13 protein-coding genes are annotated in these 15,403 nt (G+C 50.5%); 5 read left to right on the top strand and 8 right to left on the bottom strand.

What is annotated here, in order from left to right; genetic code table 11:
- Positions 1–2 precede the first annotated feature (2 nt).
- The 3 genes from MKY96_RS31200 to MKY96_RS31190 form a co-directional block, all read right to left on the bottom strand.
- Positions 3–1,325, bottom strand: a complete 1,323-nt coding sequence (locus tag MKY96_RS31200) for a helix-turn-helix transcriptional regulator (RefSeq protein ID WP_340946502.1) — start codon at positions 1,323–1,325, stop codon at positions 3–5.
- A gap of 76 nt (positions 1,326–1,401) precedes the next feature.
- Positions 1,402–1,581, bottom strand: coding sequence for an aspartyl-phosphate phosphatase Spo0E family protein (locus tag MKY96_RS31195; RefSeq protein ID WP_340946501.1), 180 nt, complete (start codon positions 1,579–1,581; stop codon positions 1,402–1,404).
- A 378-nt stretch (positions 1,582–1,959) separates the two neighbouring features.
- On the bottom strand, positions 1,960–3,354 hold the full coding sequence (locus MKY96_RS31190) for a helix-turn-helix transcriptional regulator (protein ID WP_340946499.1): 1,395 nt from the start codon (positions 3,352–3,354) through the stop codon (positions 1,960–1,962).
- Positions 3,355–3,843: 489 nt separating this feature from the next.
- Here MKY96_RS31190 and MKY96_RS31185 point away from each other — a divergent pair, with 489 nt between their 5' ends.
- Complete coding sequence (locus tag MKY96_RS31185; protein ID WP_340946498.1) at positions 3,844–4,986, top strand: matrixin family metalloprotease; 1,143 nt, start codon at positions 3,844–3,846, stop codon at positions 4,984–4,986.
- Positions 4,987–5,043: 57 nt separating this feature from the next.
- Positions 5,044–5,442 (top strand): hypothetical protein, encoded by a 399-nt coding sequence (locus tag MKY96_RS31180; protein WP_340946497.1) that lies wholly within the window; start codon positions 5,044–5,046, stop codon positions 5,440–5,442.
- Between the two features lie 229 nt (positions 5,443–5,671).
- Here MKY96_RS31180 and MKY96_RS31175 read toward each other — a convergent pair whose 3' ends face one another.
- On the bottom strand, positions 5,672–6,289 hold the full coding sequence (locus tag MKY96_RS31175) for a LysE/ArgO family amino acid transporter (protein WP_340946495.1): 618 nt from the start codon (positions 6,287–6,289) through the stop codon (positions 5,672–5,674).
- Between the two features lie 499 nt (positions 6,290–6,788).
- On the opposite strand from MKY96_RS31175, the gene MKY96_RS31170 reads away from it, so the two are divergent.
- Together MKY96_RS31170 and MKY96_RS31165 are read left to right on the top strand one after the other, a co-directional pair.
- On the top strand, positions 6,789–8,270 hold the full coding sequence (locus MKY96_RS31170) for an aminotransferase-like domain-containing protein (protein ID WP_445671514.1): 1,482 nt from the start codon (positions 6,789–6,791) through the stop codon (positions 8,268–8,270).
- A gap of 87 nt (positions 8,271–8,357) precedes the next feature.
- On the top strand, positions 8,358–8,501 hold the full coding sequence (locus MKY96_RS31165) for a hypothetical protein (protein ID WP_340946492.1): 144 nt from the start codon (positions 8,358–8,360) through the stop codon (positions 8,499–8,501).
- Here the strand turns inward: MKY96_RS31165 and MKY96_RS31160 are convergent.
- The 3 genes from MKY96_RS31160 to MKY96_RS31150 are packed head-to-tail and all read right to left on the bottom strand — an operon-like array spanning position 8,470 to position 12,006.
- Complete coding sequence (locus MKY96_RS31160; protein WP_340946491.1) at positions 8,470–9,537, bottom strand: sensor histidine kinase; 1,068 nt, start codon at positions 9,535–9,537, stop codon at positions 8,470–8,472. The two genes, MKY96_RS31165 and MKY96_RS31160, sit on opposite strands and share 32 nt — an antisense overlap.
- A gap of 2 nt (positions 9,538–9,539) precedes the next feature.
- Complete coding sequence (locus MKY96_RS31155; protein WP_340946490.1) at positions 9,540–10,211, bottom strand: response regulator transcription factor; 672 nt, start codon at positions 10,209–10,211, stop codon at positions 9,540–9,542.
- Complete coding sequence (locus MKY96_RS31150) at positions 10,141–12,006, bottom strand: ABC transporter ATP-binding protein (RefSeq protein WP_340946489.1); 1,866 nt, start codon at positions 12,004–12,006, stop codon at positions 10,141–10,143. Before MKY96_RS31150 ends, MKY96_RS31155 begins: the two co-directional genes overlap by 71 nt.
- A 240-nt stretch (positions 12,007–12,246) precedes the next feature.
- Between MKY96_RS31150 and MKY96_RS31145 the strand changes: the two genes are divergently transcribed.
- The gene (locus MKY96_RS31145) at positions 12,247–13,464 is read left to right on the top strand and encodes an MFS transporter (RefSeq protein WP_340946488.1); all 1,218 of its coding nucleotides are present in this window, start codon (positions 12,247–12,249) and stop codon (positions 13,462–13,464) included.
- 173 nt (positions 13,465–13,637) lie between these two features.
- Here the strand turns inward: MKY96_RS31145 and MKY96_RS31140 are convergent, their stop codons facing one another.
- Positions 13,638–15,341, bottom strand: a complete 1,704-nt coding sequence (locus MKY96_RS31140) for a glutamine--tRNA ligase/YqeY domain fusion protein (RefSeq protein WP_076080992.1) — start codon at positions 15,339–15,341, stop codon at positions 13,638–13,640.
- Positions 15,342–15,403: the final 62 nt, after the last annotated feature.

The raw sequence follows: 15,403 nt of genomic DNA, 5'->3' as shown, positions 1-15,403 counted from the left end.
CCTCAACCCGACTTAGGAATATCCGTAATCGCAATCTCGAAATCGACGGATATGGTCCCCCGGATCACTTGTTGCTCGCTGTCTAATTTGGCGGATAAGTCGACGCTTTGCATAATCACATCGTCACCTTTGTACCGTTTGCGGGTGAGATAGTAGGTCGCCAGCTCGCTGCAGAATTGGGTATAGTTTTTTTCATGAATGAATTTGTTGTGTTCACCAAAGATACTGTAAACCTTCCGGTAAGGAATGTAGTCCGCAAATCTCTGTATCACATGATCCACGTCCCACTTATACTGATTAGCCAATTGCACGATCTTGAACAGTGCCATAAAAATCTCATTCTCACGGGTTGAGATATACTCTATATATTCTTCCAGCACCTCAATCTGTCCATCCATTAAGCGGTAAAGGTACGTATTCGCCGTTCCCCATTCTATATATTGGGCCTTAATACGCCTTGCTTCTTCGTCATCTTCCCGTATCCAGCTATGATCCATATAGAGAGGTACAATATCCAATGCGGATGTATAGTTCCCCATCTCTTCATAAGTAGACGACCTCATTAGCTGAGCATGTAATATATAAGTATACAGCGGCCTTTTATATAACTTATGATCTCTATGCCTACGGCCTGATTCACCATGAAAATCATAATGGACGGAAGCCACTCGGAGCATCTCTTCTACAATCTCAGATACCTTGTCCCATTTCTGAAGCGCGAGATAGATATCCGCCAACTGCTTCAAAGCATCCAACTGATTAACTTCGTCCAGCTTATCGACATAATTCTCTAATAAAGTAGCAGTGATTAGATTTTTGTGCGGATCATCACCAAGATGAATCAGGAAGAGCCGATACTGGCAGAGCGCCAGCCGTTCGGAATGCTGGTATTTCTCGCTGGCTCCCACATTTTCGTAGATTAATGCTGCGGCCTGCCAGTTTTTCTGCTCAAATAACTCCTCCGCAACCTCGAACAGCAGCGGTGCATACAGCAGGTTATCCAGTAAATTCTGCGCCACCCGCTCAATACAATCAAGACGCGATAACGCCGCGCATTGCAGCAGGAACGGCCGTAAACGTCGCCAGGTCGGTGTCGAATCGTATAAACATTCATCCACATACTGACTGTAAAAGTAGTCCTCCGGCAGCCCCATCCCGTTGGTCACGCGGGTCAGGTGATTCATCGCCAAGGCCTGCTGGCCTTTCATGACCCGGCTGAGTGTGCCGGAATGAATTCCGCTGGCAATTGCAAACTGATTAATAGACAGTTTATGTTTTGTGAGATGCGCCGCTATCTCATCTCGAATTTTGACTGTATGCTCCACCGCATTTACCACCTCTTTTATACACGTATCCGTTGGATCTTATATTTAAATTTCCAGTTATTTTCATGATCAATATTTAAGCAGGCGGACGCTTGTTCATCCGATAGGCATTATCGTAGGCATTGAGCAGCTCATCCAGTACTACGGATTGCCGCAAGACCTCCGGGTGATTGAAACCGCCATATTGAATATGTAATGTATAAAGCTTACTCCTAGCTTGCTCTATACGAATTCTAACGATTGCTGGACTATGCATGGGAATCCCGCCTCCTTATGCAACATTATAGATATTTATGTAAAACTGCATAAAATAGGTCTCTTTGCATTATCTACTATATTGGTTATAGATACAATTATTTCAAAACCATGGCGAGAAACAGTAAGTCTGCTCTGCCTCTTACAATTGACATCAACCGTTTGATAAATGTATGTACATTTACACGGCAGTTAGGTTCTGGATACCTCCCCCTTTAGAAATCAGCAAATAAAAAACGTTCCCGGAATAAACGGGAACGTTAGTTGATGGATCAGTTAACCACCAATACCATGTGAGTTAGTTTGAATTATTGACTGAATGCTGCTATCTTTTACAATTCCACTAGTTGAAATTGCAGACAAAATTACGACAGATACGCTACATAGAACCAGAAGCTTGATAAATTGTTTTTTCATTTGGTTTCCACACCTCTCTCATTAAAAATTTGTATCTTTCCAACTCTTCTACACTGGCAACATCCCTGTATTGTTCAAACAAATTGACACAAGTGATTGCCACACTCTCATTGTTTATAATAGATGAAGATTCCAAACTTTCTAGTAAGAATTCAATCCCTCTGTTTCTTTTATTATGTAAATAATAGTTTGCCAATTCAGCAAGAAATCTCGCGTGTTTGTCTGCCATAATCTGTGAGTTGTATTGGCCGAATTCTGATTTATAAGTTCGATATGGGATATAGGCAGAGAAGCGCTCCAGAATATGATCAACATTCCAATCATACCAATTTGCACATCGGATAATATTGTAAATCGCCGTAAATATCTCGTCTGTTTGTGCAGATATATATTCGACATACTCGTCTAGCACTTCTATTTGTCCGTCCAGCATACGGTATAAGTAAATATTCGCAGTACCCCACTCTCTAAACTGAACTAACGTCCGTCTCGCTTCTTCATCATCTTCCTTTATCCAGCTTCCGTCCATATAGCGCGGCACAAGTTCTATAGCAGATTTATAATCCCCGTATTCCATGCAAATACTAGAGAGAAAGAGATGAGATCGCAAAATATAGAGATATAGTGGAGTTTTAGAAGTCTTAATGTTGCCTCGATTTAAGTTTGACTGGAGCTGGAGATTATAACGTAGTGTAGCCAGTTCAAGCATCTTCTCTGCGAGTTCATTAACTTTAGGCCACTGCTGCAAGGAATAGTATACTTCCAACAAATCTTTCAGCCCATCCAACTGATCCGCCTCATTCAACCGCGGGATGTAGCTCTCGAACAGCGTGGCTGCGCGCAGGTTCGTGCTTTGGTCATCACCCAGGGCAATCTGGAACAGGCGGTATTGGCAGGTGGCCAAGCGTTCGGAATACTGGTATTTCTCGCTGGCGCTTACATTCTCATATAGTAGTGCAGCCGCCGCCAAGTGACCCTGCTGGAACAAGCCTTCCGCAACCTCGTACAGCATGGGGACATAAGTCAGATTATCCAGCAGGTTCTGTACCAGCAGCTCGATACAATCTGTACGCCCGAGTTCCGCACATTTCACAATGAACGGGCGAAGCCGCCGCCAGGTCGGTGCCGAATAATAGAAGCATTCCTCCACATACAAGCTGTAAAAAAAATCCTCTCTGAGCCCCATTCCTGCAGTGATTAACTCCAGATGGCTCATGGCAATGGGTTGATGACCATTAATAATCCGGCTCAGTGTCCCGGAATTAATACCGGAGCTTATGGCGAACTGATTAATCGACAGCCCATGTTGGGTTAAATAATCTGCAAGCTGGTCTCGAATCATGACTGCAGGCTTCAAAGGAACATCACCTCCTACATCCCAGAATTTAGAACATTATGTTTATATCTGTAATAGTAGGGGATCGAATTTGAAATTTCAATAGAATCGAGTCAAAAAAACAACTATATCGCGAAACTGTGAAGAATTCGAAACAGTTTGGCAACGGGCTGGCCGAACCCGGTTATATAAGGCTAAACTGAGCTCAAAAGATGTCACCTGTCGCATGCACTGCTGTCTTTGGAGATCCAACGTTCTATCCTGTTAGAATTGTTTCTTACTTTGGGACTTTTAAAGATAGTTTCCGTTTATGACTTTAAATCTTTAATTTACATATTTCAACAATAGACTTGATATGAGACTGTATTGATCGGAATTATCGAGGTATTGTCTTTAAAAAATAGTCTAAATTACTCAATTTTTGAATTTAATATCATAAAAATTTCTTTTTACCCATTATTTATGCTATGGTAATTCTTAGTTAAAATATGCCAAAACATGGAGGTGAAAATGAAAAAATTAATTACATTTTGTTCAGTGTTAACTACGTCGTTGTTATTCTCTTCTATTGTTAGCGCTGATACGCATAAGCCACGAGGTGGGAATGACCATGGCCATATTCAAGCTTGGTATGATTCATCTGTATCATCATACGGTTATACAGGTCATTTCGATCATGCTGTATCCACTTGGAACGGACGAAATGCAAATGTTTCGATTTCCAAGACACTTAACAACTCTGGCCAGGTGGACAGGTACTATGTTGGTACTACCGCCGAGTTGGGTTTATTTGGACGGACTAATTGGTATAATGATTTAGGTATAAATGTAGATCCAGATTGGTTTTCTTATAGCCGTTCTGTTGTTTCAATCTATCATAATCAATTAAAGGATTATCAAAATGGTGTTAATTTTACGTCAACAAGAATTAGGCATACCACTGCCCATGAAGTGGGGCACTCACTTGGGCTAGCACATACAACCTCAAGTGCCCAATTAAGTACTTCGCTAATGACAGAAGGGAATAATCCTTCTCTGAATAGGAATATTAATACTCCTTCAAGCTACGATATCAGTGAATTGAGATCGCTTTATGGTGGACCTGCATTTATGGCTCTTCCCATAAACGTAGATACTTCTAATCAAAGTGAGATCAACATTGAAACGCAACATGAGAGCTTTGCCACTTTATCGGAATTGTCAGATTATTCAGACCTTGTAGTAATTGCATCACCAATTGATGATTTTGAAAATAGAAAGCATATAGCTACTTTTTATGATACAGGCGATCTACAAGATTACTACACGTTAAATAATCTAAGTATTAAAAAAGTATTAACAGGAGATCAGTCAAACATTGGAGAAAATTTAGAGGTTATTGAATCAAATGGTTTAGTCGATTTTGGTGCACAAAAGATAAAGATGATAAATGATGGATATAAAGAAACTCAAAAAGGACAAGATTATATAATGTTTTTAAAGAAGGATTCACAAGGACAATATCAAATAATTAATAGAAATGAAGGTACCTTTACAATTGATGAGGTGAATTCTGCAACTATTAATAGACCAGGAACATTTATAACACGAGAAAACAGTGTGAGGGATAATTTACTTAGTGAAATTGCCAACACGTACTCAAATGAGTTATAAATTTATTATGGAGGCTGATTAATCAGTCTCCATCTTTTTTCAGTAAGGGGGGAGTTTATGAGAAAAATCAGAATCATTTCAATTTCAATAATTTCTTTAATGATATTACTTGTTTTAATATATATTTTAGTCAGACCAAATCCTGATATTGTTAGCGTCAGTCTTATTTCCGAAACATCTGAAACTACTTACACTGATAACGATAGCATCCGAATATTCAACGATGCTATAAGAACTGTGAAAAAAGTACGCGGGGCTGTTGATGTGGGTCCACCAACGTATCGAATGAATGTTACTTACGCGGATACCCAGGTGGTTAAATTTAGCCTTTATTTAGATTTTAAAACCAAAAGTGGATTTTTGATTAAAGATAGTAATAGCGAAAAAATGTTAAAATTAAAAGATCGCAGTTCTAAAGAATTAACAGATCTGTTGAGTAAAGTGTCTATTAAATGAACATCACGGTCTTTAACTACAAAAATAATGTAAATCGTAACCATCGGCCAAAGCCGATGGTTAGTTTTCCTTTTTTTGATTAAAAAAGACTTGGATCAATGTCGAACAAAGACCATTACGACTGGAATACCTGGAACCAGTTTTGTATGCATTTGGCGCAAAATATTGCGTCGTTTCCCCTGAACACGCGAGGCGGATTGAACCTTATCTATATTAAAGGTAAATCTCTTTAGCCATACATCAGCCCCCACAGCTGAACTCCCATATAAAAGGCGATCCCCCAGATCAACAGGGCGGAAACGGTATTCAGCCCCTTCATGACTTTGCCGGAAGCATCCAGCCTGCCGAGCTGGCGGCCCGCTGCAGCAAGACCCAGGAACCAGAGCCAGGAGACAGTCACTGTCGCCGCCGCGAAGATCCAACGCACCAGCCCATCGTATTGCAGCGAGCTGGTCCCGATCACGCCCACCGTATCTAGAAGGGCATGCGGGTTCAGGAGGGAGACAGACAGCGCATAGAGTATCTGTCCCTTCGGCGAGAGACGGCCCGACTCATCCTTCGCTGGAGTAGAGCGCCAGATTCTCCAGCCCATGAAGGTGAGAAACAGAATGCCCGCTCCATATATAATAGGCGTGACCCAGCTCACCGAAAGAATGACCAAGGAAACTCCGCCGACTGCCGCAGCGATAAGCAGCGTATCGCAGACTGCCGCTGTCAGAACGACAGGCAGCGTACTGCGGAATCTCGTATGCTGTGCCCCTTGATTGAAGACGAATATATTCTGTACGCCCAGCGGCAGAATCAGCCCGAAGGCCAGAATGATTCCATGTATAATGGCCTGTACCATTTCTTTTCCCCCTTATATCTTCCTAGTAGTGCTTCCAGATAAACGAGCCTCTCAGGCTACCTCCGGTAATAGCCTACTGATCGTACCCTGCCATAGCAGCTGCCGTAACCATCCAAGTTCTGCGGCACATACCAACCAAGACGAATGAAAGAGGAGGAATCATGGTAGACTGGAAGAAAGAAGGAACGAAAGAGAGAAAGAAATGAGGGCTATGCTATTCAATAGCGGCTGTGAGGAGCGACAATCGCTCGGTAGCCCTCGCAGTGGCACAATGTGTTCAGTTTTTCGCATACATTGGGGCCGGTTGCCTGCGCTGAAGCATAATGTGTTCAGTTTTTCGCTTTTGTACATTATTTTGTCCGGAAGGAACCTGCCCTTGACACATCCTCAACGGTACAACCATACAACAACAGACTTAGGCACGCCCGGCCCATCCGTATATACGGATGATTCCCGGCCCGCAGCTCCTGAAGCGCAGCAAGCTGGTGCTGGCTCCGGCCTGCTGGACACATGGAAGCCGGACCCGGCTTCTCCGCTGCCGCTGCATAGTCAGATCACCGACTACTTCCTAATCAAGATCACCATCGGGGCCTGGCCGCCCGGCATGCGGCTGGCCCCGCAGCGGGTGCTGTGCCGCCAGCTCGGCGTGAACCGCAGCACAGTGGTTACAGCGCTGGGCCAGCTTACCGCCCTTGGCCTGATTGAAGGCAGACGCGGCGGCGGAACAATAGTTACAGGCGGGCGGCCGCCTATCGGCCGTACAGATACGGTAAACGCAGCGGCTCCAGCCGGGCCGGAACGCTCAGGCAACTGGAATGACTATGTAGAGGAGGGAATTCACTATCCCAACCTGCCCACCATCCAGGACATTAACCGGCTCGAGTATGAGCCGGGTCTGATCCGCCTTGGCACCGGTGAGCCAGCGCCTGAGCTGCTGCCCAGAGCCGCGATGAACGAGGTGCTGGCCGGACTCGCGCAGCGCGTTCTTCCCCCGCTCTCCTATGAGGAGCCGCTTGGCAATTCGGCGCTGCGGGCGGCGGTCAGCCGGTTACTGGCCCGGAGCGGCATTACCGCTGGACCGGACTCCATCCTGATTACCTCCGGTGCCCTTCAGGGGCTTCAGCTTATTGCCCTCGGGCTGCTGCCGCGCGGCTCTTCTATCCTGCTAGAGAAGCCGTCCTATCTGTATTCGATTCATGCCTTTCAGTCTGCCGGGGTGAAATTCAGCGGCCTGCCTATGGACGGGCGTGGTCTGATCCCGGAGCAGCTTGCAGCCGAGGCGGTCCGCAGTAAGGCGGCGATGCTCTACAGCATCCCTTCTTTTCATAACCCTACCGGAATCCTGATGGATGCCGAGCGCCGCCGGGAGCTGATGGAGGTCACAGGCAAACTTGGGCTGCCCATTCTGGAGGATGGGGCCTACCAGGAATTATGGCTGGACGCTCCGCCACCACCGCCGCTGAAGGCACTGGACCATGAGGGACGGGTCCTGCATCTGGGTACTCTGTCCAAGGCCGCCAGCCCCGGTCTGCGCATCGGCTGGATTGCCGGACCAGAGCCGGTCGTCCGGCGGCTGGCCGACATCAAGATGCAGAGTGATTACGGCGCAAGCTCCCTGTCTCAGCTGGCGGCCGCCAGCTGGCTTACGGGCGGCTATCATGAGGAGCACGTGCATGTGCTGCGCGGCAGACTACGCTCGCGCCGCGACCACATGCTTGAGCTGCTGCAGCTCCATTGCACCGGACTGGCAAGCTGGAATATACCGGCAGGCGGCTTCTATATCTGGCTGTCGCTCCACCAGGCTGTCCCCCCGCGCAAACTGTTCACCGCAGCGCTGCGTGCCGGACTGCTGCTGAATACTGGCGATCTGTATGACCGCAGCGACGGGAGGCATCTCAGACTGTCCTACGCCTATGCCTCTGCGGCAGAACTGGAGCGCGGCATCCCCCTGCTGGCAGAGATGATCCGGCGGGAACTCTGATGGGAGACAACGCAGCCCTATCTCAAGCCAATGCGCAAATAGCCCCGAACCCTGACAACATCCTCTGGCTGTCATGGGTTCGGGGCTATGTTGTTCAGATACCTGGGGGAACCGGAGGACATCGCCTGCGTAATCACTCGCCTGTCCGGTGAACACTGGGGCTTGGTCAGCAATCTGATCATTACCTTCTACCGCAGGCTCATCCGCCCTGCTGCGGCAGCCGCACGATGAACGCCGTCCCCTCTCCGGGGCGGCTTGTTACGTGTACGCTGCCTTCGTGGAGCTCCACGATCTTCTTCACGAGCGGGAGTCCCAGCCCGCTGCCGCTGCCGCTATTGACGCTTCTGGACTTATCCGCCTTATAGAACCGTTCGAATATCCGGGTCAGCTCCTCTTCGGTCATGCCGATCCCGCTGTCCCTGACCTCCACTTCCGCCCACTCCCTCGTATTGCGCATAGTGACAGTGATCCTTCCACCCTGCGGAGTGAATTTGATGCTGTTATGCAGCAGGTTGGTCCATACCTGGCTCAGCAGATCCTGCACCGCAGTCACGGTGGTCTCCTGAAGCTCGGCCTCCACCTCAATCTCCTTGCCAAGCCACTGCGGTTCTGCGGCCAGGATCATCGCCTGCACTTGCTTATCCAGCCTATAAGGCTTCCGCTCGAACGGGAAGCTCTCCGCATCCAGCACGGACAGCTTCAGCAGATTGTCGCTCAGGCCGGACAGGCGGCGGCTCTCCGCTTCAATAATATCTAGGTAATGCTTGCGTATCTCCGGACTGAGGTTCTCCTCTTGCAGCGCGGCAGCGAACCCGCGGATCGAGGTCAGCGGCGACTGGATCTCATGGGATACGCTGGCGATGAAGTCCTGCCGCATCAGCTCCATCCGGCTCAGCTCACTCGCCATTTCGTTGATCCCTTCCACAATCCCTCCGAACTGCCGGTACTGGCCGCTGTTCTCCAGTTCAATCTTGAAGTTGCCTTGAGAGATCTGCCGCATGGCTGTAAGGATCGGCCTATAGAAGTTCTGATCCTTGCCGCGTGTAGCAAAGGCAATCATCGCCCCGCAGACGAAAAAGATGATAATCTGCATCGCCATAACAAACAGGTGATACCCGTATTCGGAGAAGGACCAGTGAAAATAATGGACCAGCAGCCTTGAGCCGAAATAGCTTCCGTTCCAGGAGATAAAGAACATGGTCAACATTCCGGCTATAGGTCCAACTATACTGATTTTCTCCCATATCTTCATGACTCTGCGCTTCATGCCTATCCCTCCAGCCGGTAGCCAAGCCCCCGGATCGTACGAATGGAGAATCCGAACTTCTCCTGCGGAAAACGCTCGCGCAGACGGCCTACATGCACATCCAGCGTCCGCTCATTGCCTTCGTAATCGTAGCCCCAGATCTCTTCAATCAGCCGGTCTCGGGTCAGCGTCTGCCCCCGGTAACTGGCCAGCTTGAAGAGCAGCTCGAATTCCTTCAGCGGCAGCGTGAACTCGCCATGCTCGGACTGCACCTCATAGGTGGCGCGGTTCATCCGCAGACTGCCAACGGTAACACTCTGGGCGGCCGCAATCTGGTAACGCTTCAGCAGGGCCTTGACCCTGGCGATCAGCACCGGCGGCTCGAACGGCTTGACCAGATAGTCGTCTGTGCCCAGCTCGAAGCCTTTGACAATCTGCGAGGTCTCCCCTTTGGCCGTCAGCATCAGAATCGGAAAATCATACTGCTTACGCAGCTCCCGGCACAGCTCCCAGCCGTCCATATTCGGCATCATAATATCAATGATCGCCATATCCGCCGCGCTCTCTTCGAGCAGCCGCAGCGCCTCCAGTCCGTCAGAAGCGCTCAGCACCTCGGCCATCCCTTCAGCTCTCAGGAACACTCCCACCAATTCGCGGATATGCGGATCGTCGTCCACCACCAGTATTTTGACCATAATCTGTCGAACCCTCCTCTATCCCTTGGCTCAGAAGCTCAGGTGTGTTCATCTGCAGCTGCTGCTCGGCGAATTCACGGTATAGCTCATGGTCTCTCAGCAGCTCCTCATGTGTGCCCTTGCCGGTAATCCGGCCTTTCTCCATGAAAATAATCTGGTCCGCATTCACCACCGTAGCTAATCTGTGAGCAATCACAATCGTAGTCCGGCCCTGCATCAGATTGCCCAGCGCCTTCTGCACCACGGCCTCCGACTGGCTGTCGAGGCTTGAGGTCGCCTCATCGAGCATGAGAACCTTCGGATCGCGCAGCAGTGCTCTGGCGATGGCAATCCGCTGCCGCTGTCCGCCGGACAGCTTCACCCCACGTTCTCCGACATCCGTGTTGTACCCGTCCGGGAGCTCTTCAATGAAGCCGTCGGCGTAGGCCATGGCCGCCGCCCGCTTCAGCTCCTCCTTGCTGATCTCGCGGTCCAGCCCGTATCCGAGATTCTCGGCAATAGTACCGGCCAGCAGCGGACTTTCCTGTGAGACATAACCGATTCTCTTCCGCCAGGATTTGAGGGAGAACATCGATGCCGGTTTGCCGTCCAGCCGGATGACTCCGCTCTGCGGCTCATAGAAGCGTTCCAGCAGCGAGAACAGGGTGGTTTTGCCGCCTCCGCTCGGACCGACAATGGCAGTCACCTGCCCCGGCTGCATAGTGAAGCTTACCTTGCTGAGCACCTTCTCGCCCGTCTTGTATCCGAAGCTGAGATCCTCCACAGCAATCGGTCCCTCTGTGCCTTCAGCCTCTTCCACGCCGTCATACACCTCTTCCTCTGCGGCAAGGGTCTCAATAATCCGCTCAGAGGCTCCCTTGGCCTTCTGGAGCTGGGTGAAGAATTGCGTCAGCTGCGTCAGCGGCATAATAATCTGGATCAGATACAGAATGAAGGCGACCAGTTCACCGGCAGTAAGCGCCCCCGAGGATACCAGCATCCCGCCATAGCCGATAATAACTACCAGCAGCATCATGAAGACGAAGGAGATCAGCGGGCTGATCAGGGCGCTGATCTTACCCTCACGAATCCCGAAGCCCAGCAGGTTCATAATCCCTTTCCGCCCGGCTTCATACTCCTTCTGCTCCGCGCCCGAGGATTTCACCAGCCGAATCTCGGACAATACGCCGCTGAGTACAGCGGTGAAGGAGGCCGTCTCGTCCTGCGTGCCTTTGGAGATCTTGTACATCTGCCGTCCCAGCGGCACCAGAATGAGCGCTGACAGCGGGAGCACCGTGAACAGCACCAGCGTCATTTTCCAGTTCAGATAGAACAGCACTAGGACAGAGCCGACAATGGAGATGAGGCCGGTGAACAGACTGGCCAGATGCTCCGAGATCAGTGTCTTGAGAATTCCTGTATCATTAGTCATCCGGCTGACGCTCTCGCCTGTCCGGTTCTCATTGTAATAGGAGACGGGCAGCACCAGGAATTTGCGCCACAGCCTGTCACGAAGCCCGGCCACAACTTTTTGCCCGACGGCATTCAGAAGATAGATCGAGACTCCGCCGGCGACGGTCTGCGCAATGAACGCTCCGGCGATGCCGGCAATCTGCAGCTTGCTGACAGAAGCCAGCGAGAAGCCGTCCACCAGATTCTTCGTGAACATGGGAATGACCAGACCGACCAGGGTCGAAATGATGCTGAGGCCAAGGGCCAGCGCCAGCAGCAGATAAGATGGCTTGGTTTCGTGCAGCAGCTTCAGGAACGGCTTCATGGCCGCGCCCTGCTTCTGCGGTGCTTGCTTGTTTGTCATAAGGAATCCCCTTTTCCGGCAGATAGATGTATGGAGCAGTGGGGCCCCGCTTCCGCCTTAGAACCCAGAATAACTGGCCTATGTAAACTGAAGTTAAACAGATATTTTGCCATTGATTTGTAATTCCCCATAAAAGTTGGTTTGTATCCCTTTTCAACAAATGTTACAGTGATATCAGCGGCATAATAAGGCGGCCACAGCAAGAATGCAAGGCATCCTAGCGGGAAAGGAGTGCAACGTTTGCGGGATCATCTCGATAAGCAGCTGTCTTTCACCTCTCTGAAATGGTTCAACTTCTTCGTATATGGAACGGTTGTCCTCTTCACCAGCTTCTTTCCCTTATATCTGCAGGATGTGGGGATGAATAAGCTGGAGATTGGGAGCCTGATGTCTGTAGGCGCACTGGTCTCCATTATTGCCAACCCCTTCTGGGGCATTTGGAGTGACCGGTATCAGAATATCCGGCGGATTGTCCTCGTCATGCTGACGGGAACGCTGGTCTTGACCCAACTTGTCTTTCAGGCGAATACATATGAAATGATCTACATATCCATTCTGTTCTTCTATTTCTTCCAGGGGCCCTTGTTCGCCCAGAGCAACACGATGATTCTCAGCTATATTGACGGAACCAGCCGCAGCTTTGGCTCTTTCCGGCTATGGGGATCACTAGGCTGGGCTTTCACCGCCATCCTTGCCGGTCCCGTGATTGAATGGGCCGGCATCTCTGTGCTGTCCTATCTGTTTGCGTCCCTGCTCTGTGCGGCGATGATTGCACTGATCACCCTGCCGAAGCTGGACCATTCGATCGGAATCGCCCCCTTGCCCTTCAAAGGCATGAGCCAGATCTTCCATAACCCGTTCTTCCTGTGCTTCATCCTCTTCGGCATCCTGGTCTCGATCCCGAATACGATGAATAACACCTTTGTGTCACTGTACATCACGGAGCTGGGCGGAAGCAAGACCATGATCGGTCTCGCTGTATTCCTGTCCTCCATCCTGGAGATGGGTGTGCTGCTCCTGTGCAATATCGTTCTCCGGCGCAAAATCCCGGTCCTGCTGGCCTCGCTCACGCTGGTCAGCGCGCTGTTCTTCCTGCGGTGGTGGCTGATGGCCGATGCAACGACTCCGCTGCAGGTCGCACTTATTCAGGTGCTGCACTCCATTACCTTCGGCGGCTTCTTCTATGTCGGAACCCAGTTGACCATGCTGCTGGTGCCAAGGCCCTACCGTTCCTCGGGACAGGCTCTCTACACGCTCACCTGGAGCGGAATCTCCGGCATTCTTGGCGGCGTCCTCGGCGGCTGGATGTATCAGACCCTCGGCGCGCAGACGATGTATCAATCCGGTGCGCTTCTTGCCCTGTTCGGGGCGATCGGCTTCGGAATGATGTGGCTCACTGTCATTCGCGGCAGCTACCGCCCTCCGGCTGATCCCGAGGACGAACTGGCGGAAGACTAGGAATGCGCACAAGTAGAAACGGCTTTGCCGTCCTTTAAAAGGACGGTACCGTTTCAGCGAGAAATAGAAGGATAATTTATAGCGTAAAACCTATAAATCCTTATATTTGGATACAGCAAACAGGCTTGGCCTCCCGGCGGGAGACCAAGCCTGTTTGCTTATATGCAGCTCTTCTAGCCTTTCTTGGGCTGGAAGGAGCTTTTGAGGGATACAATCAGATTGAACACCAGATGCTCCGGCGACGAATACTTGCTGTCTACGTTGAAGTACCCGTGACGGAAGAACTGGAACTTGTCCTGCGCCACACTGTCCTTCAGCCCAGGCTCCACGAAGCCCTGCAGGATCTCGATGGACTTCGGATTCAGCTGATCCAGGAAGGTTGGCTCCGGCTTGTCAGCGGAAGCTTCCAGACCTTCTACTTCAGCATCCGTCTCCGCCTCTTCGGCAGAGATCAGCGGCTCATAGAGGCGGAATTCCGCCGGTACAGCCTGTCCTGCATCTACCCAGTGCAGCGTTCCCTTAACCTTGCGGCCGGTGAAGCCGCTGCCGCTCTTCGTCTCAGGATCGTAGGTACAGTGCAGCTCCACCACTTCGCCGTTCTCGTCCTTGATGAAGTCGTTGCACTTGATGAAATAAGCATTCTTGAGACGCACTTCATTGCCGGGGAACAAGCGGAAATACTTATTCGGCGGAATCTCCATGAAGTCATCGCGTTCAATATAGATCTCACGGGAGAACGGAATCTGGCGGTTGCCCATCTCCGGGTTCTCCACATTGTTCTCAATTTCGAAGTATTCGGTCTCGCCTTCAGGATAATTCGTAATAACCACCTTCAGCGGCCGCAGCACAGACATCGTCCGGGGAACCGTCAGCTTGAGATCTTCACGGATGAAGTGCTCCAGCATCTGCAGGTCCACGAGCCCCTGGCTCTTGGAGATACCGGTCTCATGCACGAAGCTGCGGATGGCCTCCGGCGTATAGCCGCGGCGGCGCAGCCCGGAGATGGTCGGCATGCGGGGATCATCCCAGCCGTCCACATGGCCTTCATCGACCAGCAGCTTCAGCTTGCGCTTGCTCGTAACGGTCTGGGCCAGATTAAGGCGTCCGAATTCATATTGGTGAGGTGCAGCCTCCATGTCACATTCCGCGACAACCCAGTCATAGAACGGGCGCTGGTCCTCGAACTCCAGGGAACAGAGGGAATGGGTGACATGCTCAATGGCATCCTCCAGCGGATGTGCGAAGGTATACATCGGGTAAATGCACCATGCGTCGCCCGTATTATGGTGATGGGAGTGGGAGATCCTGTAAATGACCGGGTCACGCAGATTGATGTTAGGAGAGGACATGTCAATTTTGGCGCGCAGAACCTTCTCGCCGTCCTTGAATTCTCCCGCCTTCATGCGGTGGAACAGATCCAGGTTCTCTTCTACCCCGCGCTCGCGGTAAGGGCTGTTCTGCCCCGGCTCCGTCAGGGTTCCCCGGAATTCACGGATCTGCTCGGCGCTGAGATCATCGACATAGGCCTTGCCCTTCTTGATCAGCAGCTCGGCCCGCGCATACATCTCCCCGAAATAATCCGAGGCGAACCGCAGCTCCTCCCATTCATACCCGAGCCATTTCACATCCTCCTGGATGGAATTGACGTACTCGGTATCTTCCTTGAGCGGATTCGTATCATCGAATCTCAGATGGGTCTTGCCGCCGAACTCATCCGCCAGCGTGAAGTTAATCCAGATCGCCTTGGCATGTCCGATATGTAAATAACCGTTCGGCTCCGGCGGAAAGCGGGTGACGACTTCCTTAACCTTACCCGAGCGGAGATCTTCGGTAATGACGTTCTTAATGAAATTGGAGGGTGTACCCTGGTTCTCCACATTGATCAACCTTTCATTCTGTAATATAACTACTTCCTTGTATGAACATGTTTCCTACTAAT

This window comes from Paenibacillus sp. FSL R7-0302 (assembly GCF_038006885.1).
Taxonomy (GTDB): domain Bacteria; phylum Bacillota; class Bacilli; order Paenibacillales; family Paenibacillaceae; genus Paenibacillus_AQ.
Note: the sequence above shows the minus strand (reverse complement) of the source record. Positions and strands in the feature narration are given on the sequence as shown.

Excerpts from the sequence above, each read along its gene's own strand:
- MKY96_RS31195 (WP_340946501.1), bottom strand. The coding sequence starts at position 1,581 with ATGCATAGTCCAGCAATCGTTAGAATTCGTATAGAGCAAGCTAGGAGT.
- MKY96_RS31185 (WP_340946498.1), top strand. The coding sequence starts at position 3,844 with ATGAAAAAATTAATTACATTTTGTTCAGTGTTAACTACGTCGTTGTTA.
- MKY96_RS31180 (WP_340946497.1), top strand. The coding sequence starts at position 5,044 with ATGAGAAAAATCAGAATCATTTCAATTTCAATAATTTCTTTAATGATA.
- MKY96_RS31175 (WP_340946495.1), bottom strand. The coding sequence starts at position 6,289 with ATGGTACAGGCCATTATACATGGAATCATTCTGGCCTTCGGGCTGATT.
- MKY96_RS31165 (WP_340946492.1), top strand. The coding sequence starts at position 8,358 with ATGTTGTTCAGATACCTGGGGGAACCGGAGGACATCGCCTGCGTAATC.
- MKY96_RS31160 (WP_340946491.1), bottom strand. The coding sequence starts at position 9,537 with ATGAAGCGCAGAGTCATGAAGATATGGGAGAAAATCAGTATAGTTGGA.
- MKY96_RS31155 (WP_340946490.1), bottom strand. The coding sequence starts at position 10,211 with ATGGTCAAAATACTGGTGGTGGACGACGATCCGCATATCCGCGAATTG.
- MKY96_RS31150 (WP_340946489.1), bottom strand. The coding sequence starts at position 12,006 with ATGACAAACAAGCAAGCACCGCAGAAGCAGGGCGCGGCCATGAAGCCG.